Origin of the sequence: Lysinibacillus sp. NPDC093197 (genome assembly GCF_044754025.1) — a bacterium.
Classification (GTDB): domain Bacteria; phylum Bacillota; class Bacilli; order Bacillales_A; family Planococcaceae; genus Lysinibacillus.
Map to the genome: position 1 here is coordinate 32,498 of NZ_JBIVOH010000008.1, position 25,484 is coordinate 57,981.

Below are 25,484 nucleotides of genomic sequence, written 5' to 3' on the forward strand. Positions count from 1 at the left end.
GGCAAATTGCAATGTACGTGATAAGAAAGAAGAGGAGGCTATTTTGTGAATTTAAAACCGACGATGTTGCAGGAGCGTATTGCAACATTAGATATTTTACGTGGAATGAGCTTACTAGGTATTTTGCTTGTTAATATGTATGCTTTTTATTTACCAATGCCACATATTGATTTAGGATCATGGTTTACAACACCGTCAGATATTGTTTGGCAGCAAAATTTAGATATCTATGTGCAAAGCAGCTTTTATCCGTTATTTTCTATGTTATTTGGCTATGGGTTAGCGATGCAATGGCAAAAAGCCCAAAGTCGTGAACAAAACTTTTATGGAATAGGTCTTCGAAGACTTACTGTATTATTTATGTTTGGTTTGGTGCATGCGGTCCTTATTTGGTGGGGAGATATTTTAATGATGTATGCATTTTGTGGTATTTTTTTACTGTTACTTCTACGTTTACAGCCAATCTGGCTTTTATTAACCGGCATTATAATTAATGGATGTATGCATCTTTTTATGTTGTTTGTCGTAGGTTATATTAGCTTTAATACGAAGGTAGATACGTATTTAAATATTACGGATGTGGAAAAAGCAATTACTGCTTATGGTACAGGTAGTTGGGTGGATGCCTTTTTACAACGCTTATCAGATCTATCTGTTCAGGCAGGTATAGGAATGTGGATTGCGTCATTGTTTATGGTATTACCATTTATGCTAATCGGTGCTGCTGCTTCTAAATGGCATTTAGTTGAGCGAGCGAAAGAGCTGAAATGGCTGTGGCTGGCATTAACAATCGCAGGGCTCACAGTAGGTATTTTTTTGAAAAGTACCCCAATCATCTATACTCGTACGTATTTACTAGATTATATAAAGGTCTATATGGGTGGTCCAATATTATCAATCGGCTATATAGGATTCATTGTATTACTATGTCTACTGCCAGTTGTCCCAAAATTACTTAGTCCCTTTGCAAAAATTGGACGCATGTCGTTAACGATGTACATACTTCAATCCATTATCGGAACATGTATATTTTATCAATTTGGATTAGGTTGGTATGGAAAAGTTAGTGTTTCTACTGGAGTGTTAATTGCTATCGGTATTATTGTGGCGCAAATGATCTTGGCAGAAATTTGGCTAACGAAGTGGAAGCAAGGTCCGTTAGAGGCTTTATGGCGTAAATTAACATATAAGGCGAAGACTGAGCCAAGCTAAAAAATTGCTCGTAATATACTTAATTGATAGAGAATTAGCAACATTAAAAATTGTTATCGTAAAAGTAAGGTAATTTATATCATATTGTTGTATCATGTAGAAAAAAGAAGGAGCTCTTAAAATCATGAAAATTTTATCATTTAAATTAGGTGGACATGTAAGCTTTGGACCAAAAGTAAAAAAAGAAGAAGCGGTATGGGATGTACTCGCTATTCAAAACGAACTTCAAGTTCTCCCTTCTTTTTCAAGTTCAATTGTCGATGGTATTGCATTAGGCTTCGATTTTGTTGAACAGATTCGTAAATTAGTAGAGGCAGCAGAAAAATCAGATCGTGCTAATAGCTTCAAGCGTGAATTTACAGCGATTGAATGGTTATCACCAATTCCACGTACGCCAAAAAACATTATGTGTATCGGTAAAAACTATGATGAGCATGCAAAGGAAATGGGTGCAGAAGCAGCACCAATCGATTTAATGGTATTTACGAAGTCTCCAACAGCGATTGCTGCGGATGGCCAAACATTATCTATTCATGCTGATCTTTCTTCAAAAATGGATTATGAAGGTGAACTTGCAGTTGTCATTGGTAAACGTGGGAAAAACATTCCGAAAAACTTAGCCTTTGATTATGTATTTGGCTACACAATTGCGAATGATATTACAGCGCGTGACCTGCAAGATAAACATAAGCAATTTTTCTTAGGAAAAAGTCTTGAAGGTACTTGCCCGTTAGGACCATACCTTGTGACAAAAGATGAAATTCCAAATCCACAAGAGTTAACAGTTGTAACAAAAGTGAATGATGAAGTACGCCAAAACGGTACAACAAAAGATATGATGTTCACTGTTGAAAACCTTGTATCAATTTTATCGCAACACGTAACATTAGAGCCAGGCGATGTCATTTTAACAGGTACACCAGCAGGCGTAGGGAAAGGCATGAATCCTCCGCAATTTTTAAAAGCAGGTGATACAGTGAAAGTATCAATTCAAGGTATCGGTACGTTAGTCAATCATTTTGAATAATATGTATAATCCGCGCGAGTGTAAGCTCCGCGGATTTTTTAATTTGTTTTTTGTAAAGCCCTTTACTAGGTGGTGGAAGAATCCCAAAAATGCAATGAATTTAGTTAAGTTTAGCCACCTTCGAGGCGTAATTGATTCAATTTCGTGAACACAATTTGTAATATTTGAAACCATTTCCACCACATGATAGGATATAGTTTGATAGAAAAAAAATGAGGTGGGACAAACATGGATTTTTTAACTAACCAAACACATTTACACATTACAACTTGGGTAGTTGGTATCGTAATCTTTTTAATCGCAGCACTTAGTGGTAAGCAATCAAAAGGCTTACATATGACATTACGTTTATTTTACATTTTAATTATCATTACTGGTGGGGCATTATTTATTGAAGCAATGGATTTCGGCCAAGGAATGCTTTATGGCTTTAAATTTATTGGCGGTATTTTAGTTATTGGCATGATGGAAATGGTATTAGTCCGTCAAAAGAAAAACAAGCCAACAACAATGTTCTGGATTTTATTTGTAGTGTTTTTACTAATTACACTGTTCTTAGGGTTTAAATTACCAATGGGACAACATTTCCTTGCATAATGATTAACAAAAGCCGTGATGCAGTCGCTTCACGGCTTTTTTTTTTGAAAGTGCCAGTCACCCAAACAATTTTGAATTTTCTTGAATTTACAATCTGCGGGAGCATATAAAATGTATGACACGGGCATTCTGCGCATTAGTAAGGTTGCGGCTGACACTGTGTGCCCACGGAAAGCACCGCCGTAGCGGACAACAACGGCATAGCCAAAATTGACTGTAGTCAAACAACACTTTTTCTCAATGGTCTCTGTCTTTTATTATTGAAGTTGGCTTAATTTGACACCTTTTTGTCTTAATTCATTTTGCATTTCAGGAAAATATTTTGAAATGATAGCTACGTAGCTGTTTTATTTGGTAAAATGACGTTGGATTGCTTTGAAAGAGAGGGAATAAAAGTGAAATTTAAGAAGTGGATAGGCGCAACAGCCGCATCGCTTTTACTGGCAACTTCATTGATTGGTGTAACACCAGCTCATGCGGATGAAGTTCAAACAAGAACGATTGCAGAAGAAAGCATTTTTGATTTACTCGTTGACCGTTTCTTTAATGGTTCAGGCACCAACGATTTTGATACAAATACGCAAGACCCAACGAAATTTGCAGGCGGTGACTTCACAGGTCTACAAGATAAACTAAAATTTATTGGAGAAATGGGCTATACGATCGTATCTATCGGAACAATTTTCGATACTGAAATATACGATGGCTCAATGCCAACAAGCTATAGTAAAATCGAAGAGCATTTTGGAACAGCAGAAGAATTTCAAAGTGTAGTGAAGACATTTAAAGAAAAAAATATGTCGATTATGGTTGACTTTCCTTTAAATAATGTAAGCCCTAATCATGAGTGGGCACAGGATGCAGCAAAACAGAACTGGATTGCCTCTACAGATAATGGACATATTCAATGGGATTTAACAAATAAAGATGTACAAGCTGCTTTAATTGAATCAGCGACAAAATTTGTTTCTACATATGATGTTGGTGGCATACGTTTAACAAATATTGCGGATGCCGATTCTGCATTTCTTAATGCAATGATCGCAGCATTAAAAGATACAAAAAAATCATTATACATTATTTCAAATGAAGAAAGCGATGCAAATTTTGATGCAAGCTTCTCGCCAGAAACAGCAGAAATTTACCGAAATATGTTTAAAAATGTCGATAAAGACTCTTCAAAGCTAATGGAGCCTTTTGCTAGTGAGAAACCAACGCAAATTATGATTGATTCATTGCAAACGCATCGTTTTACATTCGATTCCGCATCTGAAAATATGTTCCCTCCAACACGATTAAAAATGGCATTGGGAGCGTTATTTATGATGCCTGGAATTCCTGTTGTTCAGTATGGTACAGAAATTGCCATGAACGGGGAAGTGAAACCTGACACACATCAATTATACAATTTTAAAACAGATGAAGAGTTAATTGATTATATTAAAAACGTACAATCTTTACGTAATCAATCAGCGACATTACGTAAAGGTGATTTTGAAGTCATTACAAATGACAATGGTTTACTTGTGTTTACACGAAAATCTGATGAAGAGCAATGGATTATTATGGTGAACAATACGGGGAAAACACAACGTGTCGATTTAACACCAGAGCAAATTGGTGAAGGCAAAATGCTCAACGGTATTTTACAAGAAGAAAAGGTACGTATAAATGAAAAAGATGTGTACCCTGTCATTTTAGACCGTGAAATTGTAGAAATATATCAAGTTAAAGACGATGAAGGGCTAAACATTCCTTACATGGCTGCGCTTGGATTAGTCTATGTTGTATTTATTGGCTTCGTCGTTGTTATTATTAAACGAGGTAAAAAACGTCGTCAAGAACAAGACGCTGCAAAATAAAATTAGCCAAGAGGCTGGGACAAAACTTTAAAAGAGGAACAAAACTGTTAGTAAATTCTTTTACAGTAGATAAAATTTAGAAGAGAACATTAGTTGATGGTAGCGAAGGCGGTGACTCCTGCGGGAACGCACGCAGCGTAAGACGCAACAAACCGCGCGCTAGCGAGGGTTGCGGCTTAGGGTGTGCCCGCGGAAAGCAACCGCCGTAGCGGACATCAACGGCATAGTAAAAAAGTGTTAGATTGATTGAAATCAATCTAACACTTTTTCTCTTATGTCCTGTTCTCAATATGCTATGATTGGTAGCTTTTATTTGTAAAGAAAATTGCGATTGTACCTGGTCCAACATGAGAACCGATAACTGAGCCAATCATTGTCATTTGAACTTCTTTTGGCGCAAATTTTTCCTGTATGGATGCCTTTACTTCGTTAGCAAATGCCGTATCATCACTATGGCTAATGCCGACAATTTTATTAGAAAAATTACCACCACGCTCTTGCATTAAATCTAACATACGCGCAATCGCTTTTTTACGACCACGTGATTTTTCAATCGGTACCAGTTTGCCATCCTCGACATTTAAAATAGGCTTAATGCTAAGGAGTCCACCAAGAAATGCACTTGCTTTTGAAACACGCCCCCCTTTAGCAAGGTAATCTAAATCTTCCACTGTGAAAAGATGCTCCATCTGTGAAGCGAGTGAAGAGACTTTTGTTTCAATTTCTTCAAGCGAAGTACCTGCTTTCCTCAGTTGAACGGCTTCTTGAACGATTAAGCCGTGACCTAAAGAGGCACATTTTGAATCGATAATTGCTAGCTTTAGTGTAGGGTACTGCTCAATTACTTGGTTGCGTATCATTAAAGCTGTACTATACGTACCTGACAATTCAGATGAAAAGGCGATATAAATGCCTTGCTCACCGCTTTTTGCAAGCTCTTCAAAATGTTTTAAAAAGAGTTCTGGTGAAACTTGTGAAGTTTTTGGATGTGCACCTTGTCGGATAGCGTCGTAAACTTCTTTAGAATCAATTGATATGACATCATCATATTCGTTGTTATTTACTTGTACACGTAACGGAAGTAGAATGACATCATTCTCTTCGTAGTAAGACTTCGGCAAATCACATCCACTATCAGTAAAAATTTTCATCATCTTAACCTCCTAAAAAACTGTATTTATTAGTAATGCTTACTTCTCCCTATTTTTAAATGGCTGAAAAAAGGGGAATTACTACTTAACTATCATAATTTTAAGCGCTCAATAAGTATTTTAGCAATGCCATCTTCATTATTCGTCGTTGTAATTTCATTGGCTATGTTTTTTAAGCTAGTGATGCCGTTACCCATAGCGACGCCAATACCGGCATAATCAATCATTTCTAAATCATTGTCCTCGTCACCAAAGGCGATAATACGCTCACGCGGAATACCTAAATCTTTAGCTACATGTGAAATACCGACAGCTTTATTTAAGCCACGACGGACAATTTCAATAATATGTAGCGGTGCACCCCAACGACGATGCTCTATAACTTCCGCATGAACTGCTTGTAAATGGTCTCGAATAATCATGGAGTTAGTTTCGTTAGCTTGAATTAGGAGACTTGTTGGATTAACTAATAGGTTTGTCGAAATATCACCTAACGTAATTTTTGGGTTACCCATGTTAAAAATATTTAGTATGCGATCATCCTCTGTATGCACATAAATGTCATCCTTCACTTCAGCTATAATATTTTCATATTCATAGCTATTAACAGAATCAACAACCTCTCGTACAACGTTTAAGTCAATCGGTGTATGCATTGTTTGCCAAGCAGCATTTTTAGGATGGTGGACATAAGCGCCATTAAAATTCACAATAGGTGTTGTTAAACCAAGCTCATGATAGTAAATATCACTTGCACGATAAGGACGACCTGTGGCAATCATAACCTGATGCCCTTGTTCCTTAGCCTGCAATAATGTTTGTTTTGTTTTTAAAGAAATTTGTTGTTGGTCCGTTAATAACGTACCATCTAAATCTAAAACGATTAAATGCGGTTTCATTGCTTGTTGCCCCTTTCCTATATGTTTGAATAGTATCTCTTTGTAATCCATACGTCAAAATTTTGTCACATTGAAAAAAGTTTGCTAACATAAAAAAGGTTAGACAAAAGTTGGGAGTGACAAGAATGTTAGTAAAGAATGAAATTTGGGGACATATTCCTTTGTTACATATATCGACAGATAATATGAATGAAAATACCCCGGTAGTAATTTTCTTACACGGTTTTATGAGTGCAAAAGAACATAACTTACATTATGCATACCAGTTAGTAAATAAAGGGGTGCGTGTCCTATTACCAGATGCAAAACTTCATGGTGATCGCAGCGAAGGATTAACAGAGACTCAAATGAATTTACATTTTTGGGATATCGTCTTAAATTCTATTCATGAAGTAGAGCAATTATATAAAGAATTAAAGAATAAGCAATTAATAGCTAACAATAAAATTGGTGTAGCGGGCACTTCAATGGGTGCAATCGTCACATCTGGCTGTTTAAAACGTTATAATTGGATTCAAACGGCAGCAATATGTATGGGAGGCCCTGGTTTTATTAAATTAGGTGCCTATCAATTGCAACAAATGGCGAAAAACGGTGTGAAATTTCCGATGTCAGAGCAAGAAGTACAAAAAACGAATGAACTTCTCGCAAAGTATGATATCAGTTTAACACCAGAACAATTCGCTGGACGCCCTGTATTCTTTTGGCATGGTGAGCATGATAAAACCGTACCTTTTAATGATACGTATAACTTTTATTTAACATTACGTGCATACTACGATGAAAATCCGAGCAACTTAAAATTTATTACAGATAAACATGCTGGTCATACTGTAACACGTGAAGGTATGTTGGCGGCAACCGATTGGCTTGCACAGCATTTGGCATAATAAGAAGCATCTGCTATGATTAAGTTAACACTGTGACGAAAGGAGAAATACAGATGGATCAAGATATGAAAGACAGCATGTTAAGTGCATTAGAAAACGTAATCGACCCTGAGCTTGGTATTGATATCGTCAACTTAGGTTTAGTATATGATGTAGATTTAGATGACGAGGGGTTAGCAACAGTTACAATGACATTAACTTCAATGGGCTGCCCAATGGGACCGGTTATTGTCGATCAAGTAAATACAGCTATGAGTGAACTACCAGAGGTGAAAAGTACAAATGTAAATATTGTATGGAACCCACCTTGGTCAAAAGATAAAATGTCTCGCTATGCGAAAATGGCATTAGGTGTCCGCTAATAGATTGACTTCTAACAATATGAATAAAAAATCCCTGCTTGCACATAACTGTAAGCGGGGATTTAATATTTATTTTGCTTTAGCAGAAGTCCTCCGCTTTTATAAGTAGGGAAGACATGCCAAAGATGCACTGCATTCACTGAGAATTAAAATTATTGCTTAATTAATCGTTAATGAAACCTACGCATGTCTCAAATATGTCACGCCGTTGTTGATATATTAGTCAATACGGCAAATTTGCAATGGGCAGTTTTCACAGGCAATTTCATTTTTTAAATATTGTAAATTAAGAATAGTAATATAGCCTTTTTCGAAGGATAGAATGTGATGTTTTTTAAGATCGTTCAACATTCGGTTAATCATTTCTCTACTTGTAGCACATAAATTCGCAATTTCTGAATTTGTTAATGGAAAGTCGATAAAAATTGCCTCATTTTCTAATGGCTTCCCATACGTATTTGAAAGGCGAATTAGCGTAGAAAATAAAGCACCTTTTTTACCATTTAACACTAAATCACGTAGACGGCTTTGATATTTTAAATTTTCTGTTTGCAACCATTTCATATACTCTACCATTAAATGTGGCTGCTCCACTAATAGATGCTCTAATGATTTACGACTTAAAACATACAACGTTGAAGGTTCTAAAACTTTAGCTGTCATCGAAAAATAAGTGAGGTTACAAAATAATGAGCCTTCACCAATTATACTATCAGGACCGCAAATTCGAATTGTTAATTCCTTTCCATTTTCGGTTTCCTGGCTAATCGAAATAGCCCCTGTTTTAATATAATAAATTTCTTTAGCTCGTTCCCCTTCTAAGAAAATTTTACTATCTTTATTCACTTTAATAAAAACGCCATTATTTTTAAAAAGTGCATGCATTTTCTCTTGAATATTATCCATTAGTACCATATATCAAACACATCTCTTTCTTTTTGTAATAAAAATTACCTGTATTACAAAAGGATGACGATAATCATTTCGATATACTAAAACAACGAAACATACCACTATTATAACGTAATTTTCCATTTTTCAGTAAAATATTTTTGAGCTTTTTTTTTGCTACGATTTGTCGATTGTTGTAAAATAAAGTTAGTCAAAAAAGGTCAAACTTTTAATGAAATCAGAATAAGGGTAAAGATATAAAAAAAGAAGAGAGAAGAGGAGTGCTACAATGCAATTTCAACAAACTGATGATAAAAAACCATTAGAGCAATTTGGTCGTAACTTAGTTGAAGAAGTAAAAAACGGCAAAATGGACCCTGTAATTGGACGTGATGAAGAAATTCGCAATGTGATTCGAATTTTAACGCGTAAAACGAAAAATAACCCGGTCTTAATCGGTGAACCAGGAGTAGGTAAAACAGCCATTGTAGAAGGGTTGGCACAACGTATTGTGAAAGGTGATGTTCCAGAAGGATTAAAAGAGTGCGTATTGTACGAGCTTGATATGAGTGCATTAATAGCTGGTGCAAGTTATCGTGGTCAATTTGAAGAACGATTAAAAGGCGTACTAAAAGAGGTAAAAGAATCTGAAGGGCGCATTATTTTATTTATCGATGAAATCCATACAATTGTTGGTGCTGGTAAAACAGACGGAGCAATGGATGCTGGAAATATGTTGAAGCCTATGCTTGCGCGTGGGGAACTCCACTGTATAGGCGCTACTACGCTAGACGAATACCGTATGTATATTGAAAAAGATCCAGCTTTAGAACGCCGCTTCCAACAAGTGCTTGTTCGTGAACCATCTATTGAAGATACCGTTTCTATTTTGCGTGGTTTAAAAGAACGCTTTGAACTGCATCATGCAGTACGTATTCATGATCGGGCTATTGTAGCTGCTGCAGAGCTTTCAAATCGCTATATTACAGAGCGTTTTTTACCAGATAAAGCGATTGATTTAATTGATGAGGCATGTGCGATGATACGAACAGAAATCGATTCGATGCCGCAAGAACTAGATGCGGTGACTCGTCGTATAATGCAGTTAGAAATTGAAGAACAAGCATTGCGTAAAGAAAAAGATGAAGCTAGTAAAAAACGTCTTGAGCAATTACAAGAAGAGTTAAAAAAGCTTAAAGATTCATCAGAAGGGATGCGAAAACAATGGGAAGCAGAGAAAGAAGCATTGCAAGGCATCCAGAAAAAACGTGAATCACTTGATAAATATCGTCGAGATTTAGACGAAGCGGAAAGTAAATATGATTTAAATAAAGCTGCTGAATTACGACATGGCAAAATTCCTGCGCTTGAAAAAGAGATTCAAGAGATGGAGCAACATCTAGAAAATGGTAGTGAGACACGTATTTTGCGTGAAGAAGTCACATCTGACGAAATTGCATCAATTGTATCTCGTTGGACAGGTATCCCTGTAACAAAGTTAGTTGAAGGTGAACGTGAAAAATTACTGCGTTTAAAAGATACGTTACATGAACGGGTTGTAGGACAGGATAATGCTGTTCAGCTTGTTACAGAAGCAGTATGGCGTGCCCGAGCAGGTATTAAAGATCCACATCGCCCAATTGGTAGCTTTTTATTTTTAGGGCCAACAGGTGTAGGTAAAACTGAGCTTGCTAAGGCACTTGCTGCACAGTTGTTTGATTCCGAGGAGCATTTTATTCGAATTGATATGAGTGAGTATATGGAGAAACATAGCGTATCACGTCTCGTTGGTGCACCTCCAGGCTATATCGGCTATGAAGAGGGGGGACAATTAACTGAAGCGGTTCGTCGTAATCCGTATTCTGTCGTATTACTCGATGAAATTGAAAAGGCTCATCCTGATGTAGCGAACATATTATTGCAAATTTTAGATGATGGGCGCATTACAGATAGTCAGGGACGAATGGTGAACTTTACAAATACCGTAATTATTTTAACATCGAATATAGGCTCTAGCTATTTAATGGAAGCACAAGAAGATGATGCTGGAGTTGAGGATTTAGTAATGGCAGCGCTGCGTCAGCACTTTAAGCCAGAACTTTTAAACCGAGTGGACGATATTATTATGTTCCATGCGTTATCTGAAGAACATTTCACTGCGATTGCTTGGAAATATGTTGAGCAACTTGTAAAACGTGTAGCTGAGCAGGAAATTACATTAGATGTGGCTCAAGAAGTAATAGATTGGGTTGTTGAACAAGGAGCAGATCCGCAGTTTGGGGCACGTCCATTAAAACGCTTTGTACAACGTTATATTGAAACAGCAGTTGCCAAGGAATTATTGCGTGGCGAAGTACTACCAGGAGAGACTTTGCATATTAAAATGCAAAATGGTCAGTGTGTAGTCGAAAAATAATAAATAGAAAAAAACCTGTTTCGCATTAGGCGAGACAGGTTTTTTTTATGATATTGATTAATGGTGGTCTGCGGCTTCTGGAGTTGGCTCATTTGGAATGATTGCGCCAATAACAAAAATAAGTACAGAGAATACCAATGAAAGGATCGCACCAGTTTGGAAATCAAATGGTACTCCGATTACAGCACTTACTACGTAGTTTAACATTGAAACTAGTAAGAATGACCATATGAACGTTACGATATATTGCATTTAATTCACCTCAACCGAACTTTTTTATTACATATACATTATCATATCATAACATAAGTCGAAAAAAAAAGAACCTTTTATCAAAAAGTGGCGCATACAGAGCGGTGATTTATGGCAATTTTGTAACAACATTTTAGCTTGTCGGTAGAAGAGAATTATTTAAGCGGCGATAGAACAAGTTCTATCGGCGATAACAGAAGTTTTACCGGCGATTAAGAGACTTCAATCGGCGATAGTAGTACTTTTACCAGCGATTGAACGACTACTATCTGGTATACTTAATTTAATTCACCTTGCACCATTCCTTCATTATGAGTTATAATTATGACCAGTTACTAATAATTGATAGTAAGAAAGCAGAGGGGTTGCTATATGAACGCAGGTATTATAGGTTTAGGCAGATACGTTCCTGAAAAGGTCGTTACGAATTTTGACTTAGAAAAAATTATGGACACTTCGGATGAATGGATTCGAACTCGTACAGGAATTGAAGAACGTCATTTCGCTGCAGATAATCAGGAAACTTCAGATTTAGCAGTAGCAGCTGCGAAAGATGCTATTGCAAAAGCAGGTATTACACCTGAAGAAATAGGATTAATACTTGTAGCAACTGTAACACAAGATCAAACATTTCCAAGTGTAGCATGTATGGTTCAGGAGCAAATTGGCGCTGTAAATGCAGCAGCGATGGACCAAGCAGCAGCTTGCGCAGGATTTATATATAGCTTAGTGACAGCAAAACAATTTGTAGAATCAAGCGCTTATAAATATGTCTTAGTAGTAGGTGTTGAAAAGCTGTCAAAAGTCATTGATTGGGAAGATCGCAATACGGCTGTTTTATTTGGTGATGGAGCAAGTGCTGCCATTGTCGGTCCTGTATCAGAAGGTAGAGGGATTTTATCATTTGAGCTTGGAGCAGACGGCACGGGCGGTAAGCATCTTTATTTAACGCAGCAAGAGACAATTGCGATGAACGGTCGTGAAGTATTTAAGTTTGCTGTACGTCAAATGGGTGAATCAGCAGTTAATGTATTAGACAAAGCTGGTTTAACAAAAGAAGATGTTGACTTTTTAATTCCACATCAAGCAAATATTCGAATTATGGAATCGGCACGTGAACGATTAGCATTACCAGCAGAAAAAATGTCAAAAACGATTCACAAATATGGCAATACATCAGCAGCTTCTATTGGTATTTCTTTAGTAGAAGAGCTTGAAGCAGGTAAAATAAAAGATGATGATTTATTAGTACTTGTCGGTTTTGGCGGTGGCTTAACATGGGGTGCCGTTGCAATGAGATGGGGAAAATAACATAGAAAATTGCTTGAGAGGAGTAAGACAATGAGTAAACGACGAGTAGTAATTACAGGAATTGGCGCTGTTACACCACTAGGGAATAGCATCGAAGAAACATGGGCAAACATCAAGGCTGGTAAATCAGGCGTTGGTGAATTAACGCGCTTAAATAAAGATCTATTCGCTGCCAAAATCGCTGCTGAAATAAAAGACTTTGATATTGAAAAGTATATTGAACGTAAAGAAGCTCGCAAAATGGACCGTTTCACGCACTATGCACTAGCAGCGTCTATTATGGCGATGGAAGATGCACAGCTTACAATCGATGAAGAATTAGCACCACGTGCAGGTGTATGGATTGGCTCTGGTATCGGTGGCATGGAAACATATGAACAACAATTTTTAACGTTCCAAGAGCGTGGCGCAAGACGTGTTAGTCCATTCTTTATTCCAATGATGATTCCAGATATGGCTTCAGGTCAAGTGTCTATTCACTTTGGAGCTAAGGGCATCAATTCTTGTTCAGTAACAGCTTGTGCATCAGGTACGAATTCAATTGGTGATGCATTTAAAGTAATTGAACGTGGCGATGCTGATGTGATGATTTCAGGAGGAGCTGAATCACCAATCGTGACGATGGCGGTTGCAGGCTTCTGTGCGAATACAGCATTATCGTTAAATACGGATCCTCAAACAGCTTCTCGTCCATTTGATAAAAATCGTGACGGCTTTATTATTGGTGAAGGTGCAGGGATTGTTATTTTAGAAGAATACGAACATGCAAAAGCGCGTGGCGCAAAAATTTATGCAGAAGTTCTTGGTTACGGTTCAACTGGAGATGCGCATCATATTACTGCACCAGCTCCAGAAGGTGAAGGTGCTGCACGTGCGATGACTCAAGCATTAGAAGATGGTGGAGTAGACCCTTCACAAGTTGGCTATATTAACGCACATGGAACAAGTACACCATACAATGATTTATTTGAAACACAAGCAGTAAAAACTGCTTTTGGAGAACATGCTTATAAATTAGCGATGAGCTCTACTAAATCAATGACAGGTCACTTACTAGGTGCAGCTGGTGGAGTGGAAGCCATTTTTACAGCACTAGCATTGAAAGAGGGCATTTTACCGCCAACAATCAATTTAACAGAGCCAGACCCAGAGTGTGATTTAGATTATGTGCCGAATGAAGCTCGTGAAGCGAACATTGAATATGCAATGAGTAATTCACTTGGTTTTGGTGGTCATAACGCAAGTCTATTATTTAAAAAAATTGAGGAATAATAAAAAACGTCAGCCTAATTTACAAGGCTGACGTCTTTTTTTAAAAGCTAGCGAATAGAAAAGAAAGTAAGAAGAAATAGAAAGGATGCCGTTTATTTGTTTCGTCTTTTTATATTTTTAATGAGCTATGGATTAATGATACTTTCCATTGGCAATTTAATTTTATATTTAAATTACCGGACTCTTGGTTATTCCTGGTCAGTTGTCTTTAAATTTATTATGCATACGACAGAATTTTATATGGCAATTGGAGCTTGTATTGTACTTTGTAGCGTTGTGCTCGATTTTGGTTTTGATCGAACAGCTAATCTTAAAGATAAGGTATAAATGTTACGGGCACCGCTAATTCTACTGCTACTTTTTGGGCCAAGTCTTCACCTTGCTCATCATGATTTTTCGCTAAGTATTCCATACCTTCGATAAATGAATCTGTTTCAAGATCAATCCATTCACCAAACTTACACATCCATGTCGTCAGATCAGCTAATAACACCTCTCCTAAAGGAAGCTGTTCTAATTCTAAATTAGCGCGACAATGGCCACACCATAATGGATCTGCACCAAAGTCACTTTCTAACAGTAAGGCTTTGATTGTTTTATTGCAATGTTCACAGTGCATATGCTAATTCCTTTCTTAGCGACGTGTGCGACCTAAGCCCATAGCTTGTTCCATGCGCTTTAAAGTTGCGCTAGCAATAGCATTTGCCTTTTCTGCGCCTGCATCTAAAATGATATCTAATTCAGAGGATTCTACAAGGTTATAAAATCTTTCTTGAATTGGTGTAAGATGATCGATAACTGCTGTCGCCACACCTTGTTTAAAGCCACCATAACCGATACCATCATATTTTTTCACTAAATCATCAATAGATACACCTGTAATAGCCGATTCAATCGTTAATAAATTTGAAACGCCAGGTTTATTTTCAACATCAAAAGCCACAATACCATCAGAGTCAGTTACTGCTGATTTAATTTTTTTCTCAATATCCTTAGCTGTATCTAAAAGCTTAATTGTTGCTTTTGTATTTGGGTCGGACTTGCTCATTTTTTTTGTAGGCTCTTGTAAAGATTTAATGCGAGCACCTGCTTTTGGTAACTGAATTTCAGGAATTGTTAAAACTTCACCATAGCGTTTGTTAAAGCGCTCTGCAAGGTCACGTGTTAGCTCAATATGTTGCTTTTGATCGTCTCCTACAGGAACAATATTCGTGTTATATAATAAAATGTCAGCCGCCATTAATGGTGGATATGTTAAAAGTGCTGCAGAAACTGTTTCTTTACCATGGGATTTATCTTTGAACTGCGTCATGCGCTCTAGCTCACCGATAGAAGCGACACATTGTAGCATCCACCCTGCTTGGGCATGGGCAGGTACTTCTGATTGGATGAATAGTGTGGACTTTTGAGGGTCAATACCAGTAGCGATATAAGTAGCAGCTAAATTACGAATGTTTTGACGTAGCTCTTTTGGATCTTGCGCAACAGTAATTGCATGTTGGTCAACGATACAATAAATGGCATTCCCTTCATCCTGTAAAGCTGGGAATTGCTTGAATGCGCCAAGATAATTTCCTAATGTCACAATACCAGTTGGCTGTACGCCTGAAAAAATTGTTGTCATAATAAGTTCCTCCTCGGGGTTCGAAAAATAAAAAAACATCATGCGTCCTCATTAGATTTTACTAATGAAGGGACGAATGATGTTCGAATCCGCGGTACCACCCTGCTTGCCTAAAAGGCCACTTAGCTTCGTAACGTGAAGAGACGAGCTTTGCTAATAGGTATCAAGTGCTTACTTGTACGTTCACAAAGCTAACTCGGAAGTCCATTCCAAATGCGTACATGATCTGTTTCCAGCAACCACAGACTCTCTATACATGTATATTGCATATGTACTACTCTTCGTCAGCGTTTTTAACTACATTATTAATGTAGAGGTAATGCGCAAAATGCGCTTTTCTTATTGCACCACATTATAGTATAAAGACTTAACTAAATGCAAGCCTGAAAAGTCAGTCTTTAGACTGAATTTTTTTAGTTTTGTAAAAAAAAGCAACCTACATTTGGAAAGAAGCGTCATAATTGTACACGTCTAAGTGACATTATTCTCGTTTGTATTTTTTAATTGAGAACAACTACTTTCCGTATATCCATGTTTAAAATGATGTGCTAATGGGAATATTATTATTAGTTCGTTGGACATGCAAAGGAATTAGATACTTTAAGGTAGTATTAAAAGACAGAATATTTTGTAACAAAGTCATTTACTATGCATTCTTTTTTTCCTTGGAACTATATTCAAATACAGCAGAGTGCTGTATAATGGAACTGTAGTTTTACATTACATTAATTCTAATTTAACAAAGTGGCTTATAGATAACGAAAACAAAGAGAAAGGATGTGTCAGTATGATAGTTACTTTATTTACATCACCAAGTTGTACGTCTTGTCGTAAAGCGAAAGCATGGTTAGAGGAGCATGAAATCCCATATACAGAACGTAATATTTTTTCTGAACCGTTAAGCATTAGTGAAATTAAAGAAATTTTACGAATGACGGAGGATGGAACAGATGAAATTATTTCAACTCGCTCCAAAATATTCCAAAAATTGAATGTAGATGTTGAAAGCTTACCATTACAACGCTTATATGAACTAATTCAAGAATATCCTGGCTTATTACGACGCCCAATAATTTTGGACGAGAAACGATTGCAAGTAGGCTATAATGAAGATGAAATTCGACGATTTTTACCACGTAAGGTTCGGGCTTATCAATTACAAGAAGCACAGCGCATGGTGAACTAAAATCCTCCTATATTGCATAGAATAATGTATTAGGTGTTACAAATGCAGAAGCATGCATGTTGTGACATCTATTTTTTTATGTTTTACTTATGTAAAAACCTTCAAACAAAACTAATAATTAATAGGTAAAAGTCATATATTTCCCTAAAAGTATGTTAAACTTGATTTAATCTAAATAGTTTACTACAATTTCAATAATTCAAATATCTTCTTTGAAATGGTGTATATCCTTTTCATTTTATGAAAGAACAGCATACAATAGAATTAGAGACAACTGTGAACAAAAAATTTATGATTACAGTTACTCGATGACTTTCTGTGGTGTGGTCAAAGGTTGAAAAACAAGGGAGTATGAAGGTTAAAAACAATGAATCAAAGCATACTAATTAAATAATACTGTTTTTCGACAAATGACAGTGAAGGGAGATGAGGTCTAGTGGACATCGAACGTGTAAATGAAAATACACTCAAGCTCTTTATTACGTACAATGATATAGAGGATCGCGGCTATAGTCGTGAAGAAATTTGGTACAACCGAGCAAAGGGTGAGCAACTTTTTTGGGATATGATTGATGAAGTGAATACGGAAGATTATTTTGATGTAGAAGGTCCGATTTGGATTCATATCAATGCGTCGGAAGTAGGCTTAGAAATCATTGTCACACGTGCACATATTTTAAAAGACGGTGAAACATTAGATGGTCATTCACATTATGATGAACAAAAAAGTATGTTTGCCCCATTCGACGAAGTTGGAGAGGATCTTCTTAGTCAATTAACTCAATTTGGTGACATGGATGAATCAGAGTTATTTATGGATACAGACATTTATGTTTATAAATTTAAAGATATAGATGAGTTAATCCCCGTTGCAAAACGGATGACAGACGACTTAGTGGATTCCTCATTATTCAAATATGAAGGTTGTTACTATTTAGTAGTAGACTTTGCAAACGCAGATGACGATTTAAATCGTCATGATAAGAACGCAGTCATTAAAGAGTTTTTAAGCCCTTCCAATTTCACAATTCATCGTCTTGAAGAATATGGCGAAAAAATTATGGAATACGATTGCTTCGAAACTGTTCGAAAATATTTTAGTTAACATCTTTTAGCTTCTTATCAGGAACTTTCAGACTGTAGACACACTCAAAGATTTGAGTATGTCTACAGTCTTTTTTTTATGTGGTAAAAATCAAATTTCAAAGAAAAGCAGATATTTAGTTGGCTTAAAGGATAGCTTTCTTTACAATGGGTGCAAAAAGGAGAAAGATTGCCATGCTAATTGCCTATACAGAGCAGCAGCAATTATTTGTCTCATATCATCATTCGAGAGAAGCTCTGCAAATGTATCGCCAATATCAACAATTTTTTTGCCCTCAATGTCAGCAGCCTGTTCAATTAAAAATTGGTCAGCTCAATATCCCACATTTTGCTCATATTGCTAGCCAATCTTGTGAACGACGATTTTCAGAAGGAGAATCACTGCTCCATTTGCGAGGAAAAATTCAATTATTTGAATGGTTGAAATCACTCGGGCATACAGTAGAGCTGGAGCCATTTTTAACGACACTGTCTCAACGACCGGATATTTTACTACAAAGTAAACAACGAGCAATTGCGCTTGAATTTCAATGTAGCGCGATAACAAATGAAAACTGGCAGTTACGAACTGAGGGATATGAGAAAAATAATATCCAAGCTTTATGGCTTTTTCAAACACCACAAAACAGTTATACAACGCAAGCTATTCAAAAAATTAGAATTTCTCCCATCCACCAAAACGTTATTAGTTATTCATCAAACAATGTGCCGTATTTAGTTACATATGATGCGAGAGCAGCTAAATTTAATTACTGGACGAATCTTCTTCATGTTCACGGGCATACTTTTATAGCGAACGTACTCGATATTCCACTTGAAACACAATACTTTCCATTTTATGAGCCGAAGTCAATTACGTATGAAGCATTTATTGTTTACTGGCATATTTATAAAAGAATGTGTCAACAGTATGTGAAGCAACGTTTAATGCGAAGTAAAAAAGGCGTACAAGACCTTTTTCTACGAAGCTGCTATGAATTAAAATTTTCACTCAATGCGTTGCCGCATTATATAGGCGTACCTGTTATAAATGCAAAAGCTATTCCGATTTTTTCAATTGAATGGCAAGCAATCTTGTTGGATTTTTGCAGAAAACGACAGTTACTACCATATGAGATGAGTAAAGAAGAAATTCAATTGTTTCTTACGCTACTCAATTTAGAGCCTACAAATTTAAGAGTGCATGCTATTGAAAACTATGGAAAACTGTTAGGGTATAGTTTCCTTCAAGAAGAATGCAGTATGGAAATTTTGGGAAAAGTATATGAGCATTTGTATAGTCATATAAAAGTTTAAGAAACCTCATGAGGAGGAAAAGGTAGGTAGATTATTATTTGCAATTGTCGCAATATATTGAGAAAATGTTTAGAGTAAAGGAAAGTCATATATAAAGGGGGCTGGCTCATGGCTAGTAACAGCAATCGAGTTTTAATGAGAAATGAAGTACCAGTAGAGTTAACTTGGCGATTGGAAGATATTTTTGCCACTGATGCACAATGGGAAGAGGAGTTTAAGAAGGTCGCAGAACTAGCAAAAAAAGCACCTAGCTATGCAGGTACTTTAAAAAATGGTTCCGATGCCTTATTAGCAGTATTAACATATTACGATGAAATTTATCAGCGTACAATGAAACTGTATACGTATGCGCATATGCGTAATGACCAAGATAAAACGAATAGTTTGTATCAAGACTTGTATGGTCGTATTCAAACGCTAGCGACAAATATTTCGACGGCACTCTCATTTTTAACGCCTGAAATTTTATCGCTAAGTGAAGAAACAATCGAAAGCTATTTAGCAGAAAATCAAGATTTACAATTATACAAGCAATCATTAAAAGAAATTTCAATGACTCGCCCTCATGTATTACCTGCTGAACAAGAAGCATTACTTGCGCAGATGGCTGAGGTGACAGGCACTGCTTCAAATACGTTTGGTATGTTGAACAATGCAGATTTGGTTTTCCCTACAGTGAAAAATGAGGACGGGGAAGAAGTTCAGCTCACACATGGCAATTACATTAAGTTTTTAGAAAGTAAAAATAGAACAGTGCGTGAAGCAGCATTTAAAGCGATGTATGAAACGTATGGCAATTTTAAAAATACATTTGCTGCTACTTTGACAGGCAATGTAAAAAAACATAACGTAAGTGCCAATATTCGTAATTATGATTCTGCACGTCATGCTGCTATGTCAAATAACTTTATCCCAGAAAGTGTGTATGACCAATTAGTAGAGACAATTCACAAGCATCTACCAGCTATGCAGCGTTATATTGCTTTGCGTAAAAAGTTATTAGGTGTGGATGAATTGCATATGTGGGATTTATTTACACCACTTGTCCAGGAAGTTGACATGAAAGTGCCATATGAGGAAGCTAAGGATATTTTAGTGAAGGCGCTAGCACCACTCGGTGAAGAGTATCAAAGCATTGTTCAAAGTGGCTTCGATAATCGTTGGGTTGATGTTATGGAAAACAAAGGTAAGACTAGTGGTGCTTATTCATCTGGTACTTATGGTACAAATCCTTACATTCTTATGAACTGGCAGGACAATGTAGATAATTTATTTACATTAGCGCATGAATTTGGACACAGTGTACACAGTTATTACACACGTAAAAATCAGCCATATGTCTACGGGGATTACTCAATTTTTGTGGCTGAAGTAGCCTCTACATGTAATGAAGAATTGTTAAATGATTATCTGCTAAAAACAATAGAAGATCCGCAGCAGAAAATTTATTTATTAAACCATTGGTTAGACAAGTTTCGTAGTACGGTTTTCCGACAAACAATGTTTGCAGAATTTGAACATATAATACACCAGATGGACAAAAATGGGGAATCATTAACAGCGGAACGTTTAACGGAAGTATATTATAATTTAAATAAGCTCTATTTTGGAGATGCAATCGTAATTGATGAGGAAATCGGTCTGGAATGGGCACGTATTCCGCATTTCTATTATAATTACTATGTATATCAATACGCTACAGGAAAATCTGCTGCCACTGCATTAAGTAAGCAAATTTTGGAGGAAGGTAAACCTGCTGTAGAACGTTATATTAATAACTTCTTAAAAGCTGGTTGCTCTGACTTCCCAATTGAAGTGCTAAAAGCAGCAGGTGTTGATATGAATGTGGCAAAACCAATTGATGATGCTTGTAACGTATTTGAACAACGGTTAAATGAACTTGAAAAGTTATTGTTAAATAATTAATTTATGTGGCTGTAGTAATCTTACTACAGCCATTTTCTTTGCTAAGTGGAATAGGTCATTCTAGAAAAATTTAATTAATAATGATTTTCTTAGATTTACAAATGAAAAAAAGTAACCATCTTGAAAAAATACTGTATTGTAATCGCTTTCTATATGACAAATTTGTGAATCTAAAGCAGGATACATTGCTTAATTTATTATTCCATGATAAAGTGAATCTTGTGAAATAAATCACAAAACAAACATACACCCCTTTGTTTGAACGTGAACATTTCTCCCATCCCCTTTGTGAAAAAGAGGCGTCTCTATCTGTCGAGGATAGAGGCGTCTCTTTTATTTTAGGTCTTTGTTGCTATTAGCAAAACGTCTTTGTGCCTTTAGTAGTTTTTTTACTAACTATCTCTTTTACTATTTTTGCTAGTGGTGCATTATTTTATTGCTAAGACTATTGAAACGATCTTTCCACTATCAATAATGTTTTTGACGCACTGCTTTTTCTTAGTAGTAGAAAATCAATTAATCTAATTACCAGTTTTATAAAACAAAAAAAAGGATAGGTCTCTGTCATATAATGAGCGAGTTCCTAACCTTTTGGAATATAAGTATAATTGCATTATTTAAGACGCCATAGTGTAGCGTGATCTGTTTGAATACGTTCTATCTTTTGTTGAAGCATACGTTTTTTTAATTCACGTTCAGCTGCTTGTTCTGTTAATGAATAAATAAAAGCTATATCATTTGTAGAAAGTGTTTGAAACTTTGAAAACAACTCTTCGATCGTTGGTAACGTTTGGCGTATAAGTTGCTCGTTCATCATTTCTTCTAAAATATGTTCATAAACCTCATAGGAATAGCTACCACTCACTTTTAGTCCTTCATCTTCAATGCATTCATTGAAAAATACGATACTAGGTACTTCATCAACTTCCATTTCCCGCTTTATATACAAATCGCATTGGAAGGCGCGTGCGGCTTCTTTTGAGCCAAAGTCTACTACAAATTCATTCATATCTAATTGAACATCTTCGGCTATTTTTAAAAGCGTAGCATAGGAATTTACATCTTGATGGTTCAGTACAACATATTCCTGTAATTTTGATAAATAACGAGCTCCTGCGCGTTTACCCTGTAATTCTGCCGCCTTTATAGCTATAGAAGGTAAAACAGGGTGATTAATATCCAGCTCAATCCCTGATTCACAACCTTTCATGCGCTTGCTCAGACAATTAAGTGAAGAAAGCTCTGTGCTTAAGACAATGCGCCATGAGAAATAATGATTGTACTCTAGTTGTAGTTTACGAATGATGGATTGCATACTAAAAGCTTCAGGACAAAGTGGATCTACGAAAATATACAATTCAATTGGCTTATTGGCAGTAGAAATCGTCGGTGTTGGTTCTTGCAACATTTGAATATTATTCACGTAATAATTCCCCCTCATCGTCATTAGGTGTATTAATCATGTGATGAGCTGTTAATACTAAACGGTGGTAATAGGTTTCACGGAACTTCCCTTCCAAGCCAACTTCATCCATTGCTTCAGCCATACATTCTAGCCAAGCTTGGGCACGATCGGGTGTAATTGGAAAATTCATATGACGGGCACGCATCATTGGATGTCCGTGCTCTTCAGTAAAAAGATTTGGACCACCTAAATACTGTGTTTGAAATTGAATTTGCTTGCGTGCTGTCTCTGTTAAATCTTTTGGGAAGATTGGTATAAGTTCAGGATGCTGTGCAACTCTTTTATAGAACGCATGTATGAGTTCAGAAAGTTTTTCAGCGCCCAGCTCCTCATAAGGAACAGTGTATTTTCGACTCATAAGTAAATGCTCCTTTTATTCTTTATAGGAAGTATATCGTAAAGTGCAAATCAATATGTTGATGTACAGTTTTAGCTAATACTATGTTGAATAGAAAAATGTGAATATCTTGTGACTACCTTCATTCTATCAACGTCCATTCGTTTACACAAACAAAGAGCACTTTGGAAATGTTTTCGCTAGAAAAGCACAAATTTCACCAACATGGGTGAAATTTGCTGAAAAAGACCGTAATTACAGGTTTTATGCGATTTATACAGTGTAGTAATTCATCACTTTTTTGACATAATTCTGCGTTTCTTTAAATGGTGGGATTCCATTATATTTTGTTACACGAGAAGCACCCGCGTTATAAGCTGCCAACGCAAGTGTTGGATCATTATCAAATTTATCGAGCATTTGACGCAAATATTTGGCGCCAGCCATAATATTTTGTTCAGGATCAAAGGAATTCGTTACACCTAAAAATTGTGCTGTCTTAGGCATTAATTGCATTAAGCCCTGTGCTCCTGCATTACTGACAGCCAATGCATTAAAGTTAGATTCTTGCTTTATAACGGCTGCAATAAGCTTGGCAGGTACATTATAGGTAGCTGCAGCTTTGTCAATAATATCGCCGTATTTGTTTGCTCCAGCAAGTGAATTTGCATAGGCAGTTGATCCAATAACATCATCTGATACATAGGAATCAAGATTAGTGCTGGATTGCATTTTTGCTAACGTAGCTTGGATAGAAGAAGGTATATATACTGAATTTGATCCACTATAGAGCAATGATTGAAGCGAGCTATTTGTGGTTCCTCCAGACATGCCTGTTAAACTACTAAGCTGATCCATGAAATTTGTTGAGCTTGATGAGCTCATTCCAAGTAGACTAGATAATTTTGCACTGTTAGTTGTTGTGGCATCGCCTAACATTTCATCAATCATATCAGAAAATAATGAATTGCTGTTTGTGAAAGAATTGGATGAAGTATTATCTGTTGAACCAAGTGTTTGCAGTGCTTGAATTTCAAGCATCGTTCTTAAAGATTGGATATCCAATTAGTTGGTCACCCTTTCGTTTGTACTATTAAGTAAGTAGCTGTAATTATTGTTTCTTAATTGATTGTAGTGCTTTCATAAAGCGGGCGATTTTTTTTTCAGCAATTTGTTTTTCTATACCATATTGCTGTAGAAATTCGTCGAAGATTGCATTTCCTTTTATTTCATCTTTTGTTTCATATTCTACCTCATAATCGTCACACTGCAAATAAAAAGAATGATCAAATACAAGAAGTCCGTCTTTATAAGGAATTTCGACACGGTCTGTAGTAAGTGAACCGAACACTGCTAATTGCTCTAATGGAATATTGTGTATCGCTAGTCTTTTTGCAACTTCAGGCGCATAAAAGCCTTGACCTGCAAGCATTTTTTCGGCATGCACTGCTGTTAATTCGTCCGTCGTCTCTACATGTACATGTTTTGAAGATTTTTCTTTTAATGTACATTCATAATAATTGTCTATTATTCGAATACGAAGCCCACTTTGCAATTTTCGAATAGCATTAGATGGTGTGTCGAAATAATGATTTGTTTGACGATGAATAGCATTTTTTTTGATTTGAAAATCTTCTAGCAATTGCTCATATTGTTGTTTGGTTAACACATTTTTAAATTCAATTTCAAGTTGTTGTGCCATGTATGCTCACCCTTTATTATTAGTATTTAAACTTGATTTAGCTGAAGTCAGCCACATATACAATTGATTCAGTGAAGGCTTAAACCCCTGCGGAATCAACTTTAAGGTCCCATGCGGCGGTCACAGATTTTAAGAAGAGCTTTTCAAGTAGGCCCGAAAATAATCTGGATGCAAATACACCGAGACGTAATAGATTTTTAACCATAGTTTACTTGTAGTTTTGCAATTACACACTGCAACTATTTACCCCATATGATAAAATAAGAGGAAGAGAACGACGAAAAGGGGACCCACATGTGCGTAAAATATATACAATAGAATCATTTTATTTTGAAAACCAGCAACTTCATTTTAGTTTAAACGACAATAATAAAAATTTACAGTTAAAGCCTGCTGCTCAATTAATTGCAGACTCTGATGATTTTGCTTTTATTTATTTACTTGATGCAGGAGAAGACTATCATTATTTGCGTTTTCCACTAACTAGTTGGGAGAATCTTGTACATATTTTACAAGCTAAGCAAAACCCAATGTTAAAAATAGATGAGGAAGTTATTGAACTTACAAATTTTTACGATGAATTAGAAATGCTCGTGTATAATATTGAAGGAAATTACAATTACGGAGCAGAATTTGTTCAGGCAGTGGAACAACACTTCAAGGCAGTTCTCGCTGAATAAAAAGACAAAACGAACAGACGGT

The 25,484-nt window shown here is 36.3% G+C and carries 25 protein-coding genes and 1 other annotated feature; of the genes, 15 read left to right on the top strand and 10 right to left on the bottom strand.

Translation table 11 applies throughout. The features are described 5' to 3' along the window. The first annotated feature begins 45 nt into the window (after positions 1 to 45). The 4 genes from ACIP9G_RS18135 (at position 46) to ACIP9G_RS18150 (ending at position 4,698) form a co-directional block, all read left to right on the top strand. Complete coding sequence (locus ACIP9G_RS18135) at positions 46 to 1,212, top strand: DUF418 domain-containing protein (protein WP_401021170.1); 1,167 nt, start codon at positions 46 to 48, stop codon at positions 1,210 to 1,212. Between the two features lie 124 nt (positions 1,213 to 1,336). Continuing rightward, complete coding sequence (locus ACIP9G_RS18140) at positions 1,337 to 2,239, top strand: fumarylacetoacetate hydrolase family protein (RefSeq protein WP_340826304.1); 903 nt, start codon at positions 1,337 to 1,339, stop codon at positions 2,237 to 2,239. Positions 2,240 to 2,467: 228 nt separating this feature from the next. Beyond that, positions 2,468 to 2,836: a YisL family protein gene (locus ACIP9G_RS18145; RefSeq protein WP_401021174.1), complete on the top strand. Its 369-nt coding sequence runs from the start codon at positions 2,468 to 2,470 to the stop codon at positions 2,834 to 2,836. 395 nt (positions 2,837 to 3,231) lie between these two features. After that, on the top strand, positions 3,232 to 4,698 hold the full coding sequence (locus ACIP9G_RS18150) for an alpha-amylase family glycosyl hydrolase (protein WP_401021176.1): 1,467 nt from the start codon (positions 3,232 to 3,234) through the stop codon (positions 4,696 to 4,698). A 293-nt stretch (positions 4,699 to 4,991) separates the two neighbouring features. Here the strand turns inward: ACIP9G_RS18150 and ACIP9G_RS18155 are convergent, their stop codons facing one another. Together ACIP9G_RS18155 and ACIP9G_RS18160 are read right to left on the bottom strand one after the other, a co-directional pair. After that, entirely contained in the window at positions 4,992 to 5,849 is an 858-nt protein-coding gene (locus tag ACIP9G_RS18155; RefSeq protein ID WP_340826540.1) for a DegV family protein, read from the bottom strand. A 92-nt stretch (positions 5,850 to 5,941) separates the two neighbouring features. Then, entirely contained in the window at positions 5,942 to 6,748 is an 807-nt protein-coding gene (locus tag ACIP9G_RS18160) for a Cof-type HAD-IIB family hydrolase (RefSeq protein WP_340826300.1), read from the bottom strand. A 125-nt stretch (positions 6,749 to 6,873) separates the two neighbouring features. Between ACIP9G_RS18160 and ACIP9G_RS18165 the strand changes: the two genes are divergently transcribed. Next, positions 6,874 to 7,638, top strand: coding sequence for a prolyl oligopeptidase family serine peptidase (locus ACIP9G_RS18165; RefSeq protein WP_340826297.1), 765 nt, complete (start codon positions 6,874 to 6,876; stop codon positions 7,636 to 7,638). Between the two features lie 53 nt (positions 7,639 to 7,691). Next, a complete protein-coding gene (locus ACIP9G_RS18170) occupies positions 7,692 to 8,000 on the top strand; it encodes a metal-sulfur cluster assembly factor (RefSeq protein WP_173478090.1) in 309 nt (102 codons plus the stop codon). 219 nt (positions 8,001 to 8,219) lie between these two features. On the opposite strand, the gene ACIP9G_RS18175 is transcribed toward ACIP9G_RS18170, so the two are convergent. Further along, on the bottom strand, positions 8,220 to 8,915 hold the full coding sequence (locus tag ACIP9G_RS18175) for a Crp/Fnr family transcriptional regulator (RefSeq protein WP_401021178.1): 696 nt from the start codon (positions 8,913 to 8,915) through the stop codon (positions 8,220 to 8,222). 265 nt (positions 8,916 to 9,180) lie between these two features. Between ACIP9G_RS18175 and ACIP9G_RS18180 the strand changes: the two genes are divergently transcribed. Further along, positions 9,181 to 11,307, top strand: a complete 2,127-nt coding sequence (locus ACIP9G_RS18180) for an ATP-dependent Clp protease ATP-binding subunit (protein ID WP_401021180.1) — start codon at positions 9,181 to 9,183, stop codon at positions 11,305 to 11,307. 57 nt (positions 11,308 to 11,364) lie between these two features. Here the strand turns inward: ACIP9G_RS18180 and ACIP9G_RS18185 are convergent, their stop codons facing one another. Continuing rightward, on the bottom strand, positions 11,365 to 11,559 hold the full coding sequence (locus tag ACIP9G_RS18185; RefSeq protein WP_340826294.1) for a YjzD family protein: 195 nt from the start codon (positions 11,557 to 11,559) through the stop codon (positions 11,365 to 11,367). A gap of 372 nt (positions 11,560 to 11,931) precedes the next feature. On the opposite strand from ACIP9G_RS18185, the gene ACIP9G_RS18190 reads away from it, so the two are divergent. The 3 genes from ACIP9G_RS18190 to ACIP9G_RS18200 all read left to right on the top strand — a co-directional run bounded on the left by ACIP9G_RS18190 (position 11,932) and on the right by ACIP9G_RS18200 (position 14,469). After that, positions 11,932 to 12,870: a beta-ketoacyl-ACP synthase III gene (locus tag ACIP9G_RS18190; protein WP_340826293.1), complete on the top strand. Its 939-nt coding sequence runs from the start codon at positions 11,932 to 11,934 to the stop codon at positions 12,868 to 12,870. A 30-nt stretch (positions 12,871 to 12,900) separates the two neighbouring features. Then, a complete protein-coding gene (gene fabF, locus ACIP9G_RS18195; protein WP_340826292.1) occupies positions 12,901 to 14,142 on the top strand; it encodes a beta-ketoacyl-ACP synthase II in 1,242 nt (413 codons plus the stop codon). A gap of 96 nt (positions 14,143 to 14,238) precedes the next feature. Beyond that, positions 14,239 to 14,469, top strand: coding sequence for a YuzI family membrane protein (locus tag ACIP9G_RS18200; protein WP_401021184.1), 231 nt, complete (start codon positions 14,239 to 14,241; stop codon positions 14,467 to 14,469). Here ACIP9G_RS18200 and ACIP9G_RS18205 read toward each other — a convergent pair. Together ACIP9G_RS18205 and trpS are read right to left on the bottom strand one after the other, a co-directional pair. Further along, positions 14,453 to 14,761 carry a hypothetical protein gene (locus ACIP9G_RS18205; protein WP_401021185.1) on the bottom strand — a complete coding sequence of 103 codons (309 nt, stop codon included), beginning with the start codon at positions 14,759 to 14,761 and terminating at the stop codon, positions 14,453 to 14,455. The two genes, ACIP9G_RS18200 and ACIP9G_RS18205, sit on opposite strands and share 17 nt — an antisense overlap. Before the next feature lie 15 nt (positions 14,762 to 14,776). Next, positions 14,777 to 15,766, bottom strand: coding sequence for a tryptophan--tRNA ligase (trpS, locus tag ACIP9G_RS18210; RefSeq protein ID WP_401021186.1), 990 nt, complete (start codon positions 15,764 to 15,766; stop codon positions 14,777 to 14,779). Between the two features lie 65 nt (positions 15,767 to 15,831). Continuing rightward, positions 15,832 to 16,063 (bottom strand) — a binding site (T-box leader). A 493-nt stretch (positions 16,064 to 16,556) separates the two neighbouring features. On the opposite strand from trpS, the gene spxA reads away from it, so the two are divergent. The 4 genes from spxA to pepF all read left to right on the top strand — a co-directional run bounded on the left by spxA (position 16,557) and on the right by pepF (position 21,278). After that, a complete protein-coding gene (spxA, locus tag ACIP9G_RS18215) occupies positions 16,557 to 16,952 on the top strand; it encodes a transcriptional regulator SpxA (protein ID WP_024362527.1) in 396 nt (131 codons plus the stop codon). A gap of 436 nt (positions 16,953 to 17,388) precedes the next feature. Beyond that, positions 17,389 to 18,057: an adaptor protein MecA gene (mecA, locus tag ACIP9G_RS18220; RefSeq protein WP_340826286.1), complete on the top strand. Its 669-nt coding sequence runs from the start codon at positions 17,389 to 17,391 to the stop codon at positions 18,055 to 18,057. A gap of 173 nt (positions 18,058 to 18,230) precedes the next feature. After that, positions 18,231 to 19,352: a competence protein CoiA gene (locus tag ACIP9G_RS18225; RefSeq protein WP_401021189.1), complete on the top strand. Its 1,122-nt coding sequence runs from the start codon at positions 18,231 to 18,233 to the stop codon at positions 19,350 to 19,352. A gap of 108 nt (positions 19,353 to 19,460) precedes the next feature. Continuing rightward, positions 19,461 to 21,278, top strand: a complete 1,818-nt coding sequence (gene pepF / locus ACIP9G_RS18230) for an oligoendopeptidase F (RefSeq protein WP_401021191.1) — start codon at positions 19,461 to 19,463, stop codon at positions 21,276 to 21,278. A gap of 613 nt (positions 21,279 to 21,891) precedes the next feature. Here pepF and ACIP9G_RS18235 read toward each other — a convergent pair. The 4 genes from ACIP9G_RS18235 to ACIP9G_RS18250 form a co-directional block, all read right to left on the bottom strand. Then, positions 21,892 to 22,701, bottom strand: a complete 810-nt coding sequence (locus tag ACIP9G_RS18235; protein ID WP_340826282.1) for a ClpXP adapter SpxH family protein — start codon at positions 22,699 to 22,701, stop codon at positions 21,892 to 21,894. After that, positions 22,694 to 23,101 (bottom strand): globin domain-containing protein, encoded by a 408-nt coding sequence (locus ACIP9G_RS18240; protein ID WP_173478079.1) that lies wholly within the window; start codon positions 23,099 to 23,101, stop codon positions 22,694 to 22,696. Before ACIP9G_RS18240 ends, ACIP9G_RS18235 begins: the two co-directional genes overlap by 8 nt. Before the next feature lie 252 nt (positions 23,102 to 23,353). Further along, positions 23,354 to 24,145, bottom strand: a complete 792-nt coding sequence (locus tag ACIP9G_RS18245; RefSeq protein WP_401021195.1) for a lytic transglycosylase domain-containing protein — start codon at positions 24,143 to 24,145, stop codon at positions 23,354 to 23,356. 46 nt (positions 24,146 to 24,191) lie between these two features. Then, on the bottom strand, positions 24,192 to 24,782 hold the full coding sequence (locus ACIP9G_RS18250; protein WP_401021197.1) for a CYTH domain-containing protein: 591 nt from the start codon (positions 24,780 to 24,782) through the stop codon (positions 24,192 to 24,194). Positions 24,783 to 25,078: 296 nt separating this feature from the next. Between ACIP9G_RS18250 and ACIP9G_RS18255 the strand changes: the two genes are divergently transcribed. After that, positions 25,079 to 25,462 carry a UPF0738 family protein gene (locus ACIP9G_RS18255; protein ID WP_340826278.1) on the top strand — a complete coding sequence of 128 codons (384 nt, stop codon included), beginning with the start codon at positions 25,079 to 25,081 and terminating at the stop codon, positions 25,460 to 25,462. Positions 25,463 to 25,484 lie beyond the last annotated feature (22 nt).

Bases quoted from the DNA above. Each gene is read 5' to 3' on its own strand.
- ACIP9G_RS18140 (WP_340826304.1), top strand. From the start codon at position 1,337: ATGAAAATTTTATCATTTAAATTAGGTGGACATGTAAGCTTTGGACCA.
- ACIP9G_RS18145 (WP_401021174.1), top strand. From the start codon at position 2,468: ATGGATTTTTTAACTAACCAAACACATTTACACATTACAACTTGGGTA.
- ACIP9G_RS18155 (WP_340826540.1), bottom strand. From the start codon at position 5,849: ATGAAAATTTTTACTGATAGTGGATGTGATTTGCCGAAGTCTTACTAC.
- ACIP9G_RS18160 (WP_340826300.1), bottom strand. From the start codon at position 6,748: ATGAAACCGCATTTAATCGTTTTAGATTTAGATGGTACGTTATTAACG.
- ACIP9G_RS18165 (WP_340826297.1), top strand. From the start codon at position 6,874: ATGTTAGTAAAGAATGAAATTTGGGGACATATTCCTTTGTTACATATA.
- ACIP9G_RS18170 (WP_173478090.1), top strand. From the start codon at position 7,692: ATGGATCAAGATATGAAAGACAGCATGTTAAGTGCATTAGAAAACGTA.
- ACIP9G_RS18175 (WP_401021178.1), bottom strand. From the start codon at position 8,915: ATGGTACTAATGGATAATATTCAAGAGAAAATGCATGCACTTTTTAAA.
- ACIP9G_RS18180 (WP_401021180.1), top strand. From the start codon at position 9,181: ATGCAATTTCAACAAACTGATGATAAAAAACCATTAGAGCAATTTGGT.
- ACIP9G_RS18185 (WP_340826294.1), bottom strand. From the start codon at position 11,559: ATGCAATATATCGTAACGTTCATATGGTCATTCTTACTAGTTTCAATG.
- ACIP9G_RS18190 (WP_340826293.1), top strand. From the start codon at position 11,932: ATGAACGCAGGTATTATAGGTTTAGGCAGATACGTTCCTGAAAAGGTC.
- fabF (WP_340826292.1), top strand. From the start codon at position 12,901: ATGAGTAAACGACGAGTAGTAATTACAGGAATTGGCGCTGTTACACCA.
- ACIP9G_RS18205 (WP_401021185.1), bottom strand. From the start codon at position 14,761: ATGCACTGTGAACATTGCAATAAAACAATCAAAGCCTTACTGTTAGAA.
- trpS (WP_401021186.1), bottom strand. From the start codon at position 15,766: ATGACAACAATTTTTTCAGGCGTACAGCCAACTGGTATTGTGACATTA.
- ACIP9G_RS18225 (WP_401021189.1), top strand. From the start codon at position 18,231: ATGCTAATTGCCTATACAGAGCAGCAGCAATTATTTGTCTCATATCAT.
- pepF (WP_401021191.1), top strand. From the start codon at position 19,461: ATGGCTAGTAACAGCAATCGAGTTTTAATGAGAAATGAAGTACCAGTA.
- ACIP9G_RS18240 (WP_173478079.1), bottom strand. From the start codon at position 23,101: ATGAGTCGAAAATACACTGTTCCTTATGAGGAGCTGGGCGCTGAAAAA.
- ACIP9G_RS18250 (WP_401021197.1), bottom strand. From the start codon at position 24,782: ATGGCACAACAACTTGAAATTGAATTTAAAAATGTGTTAACCAAACAA.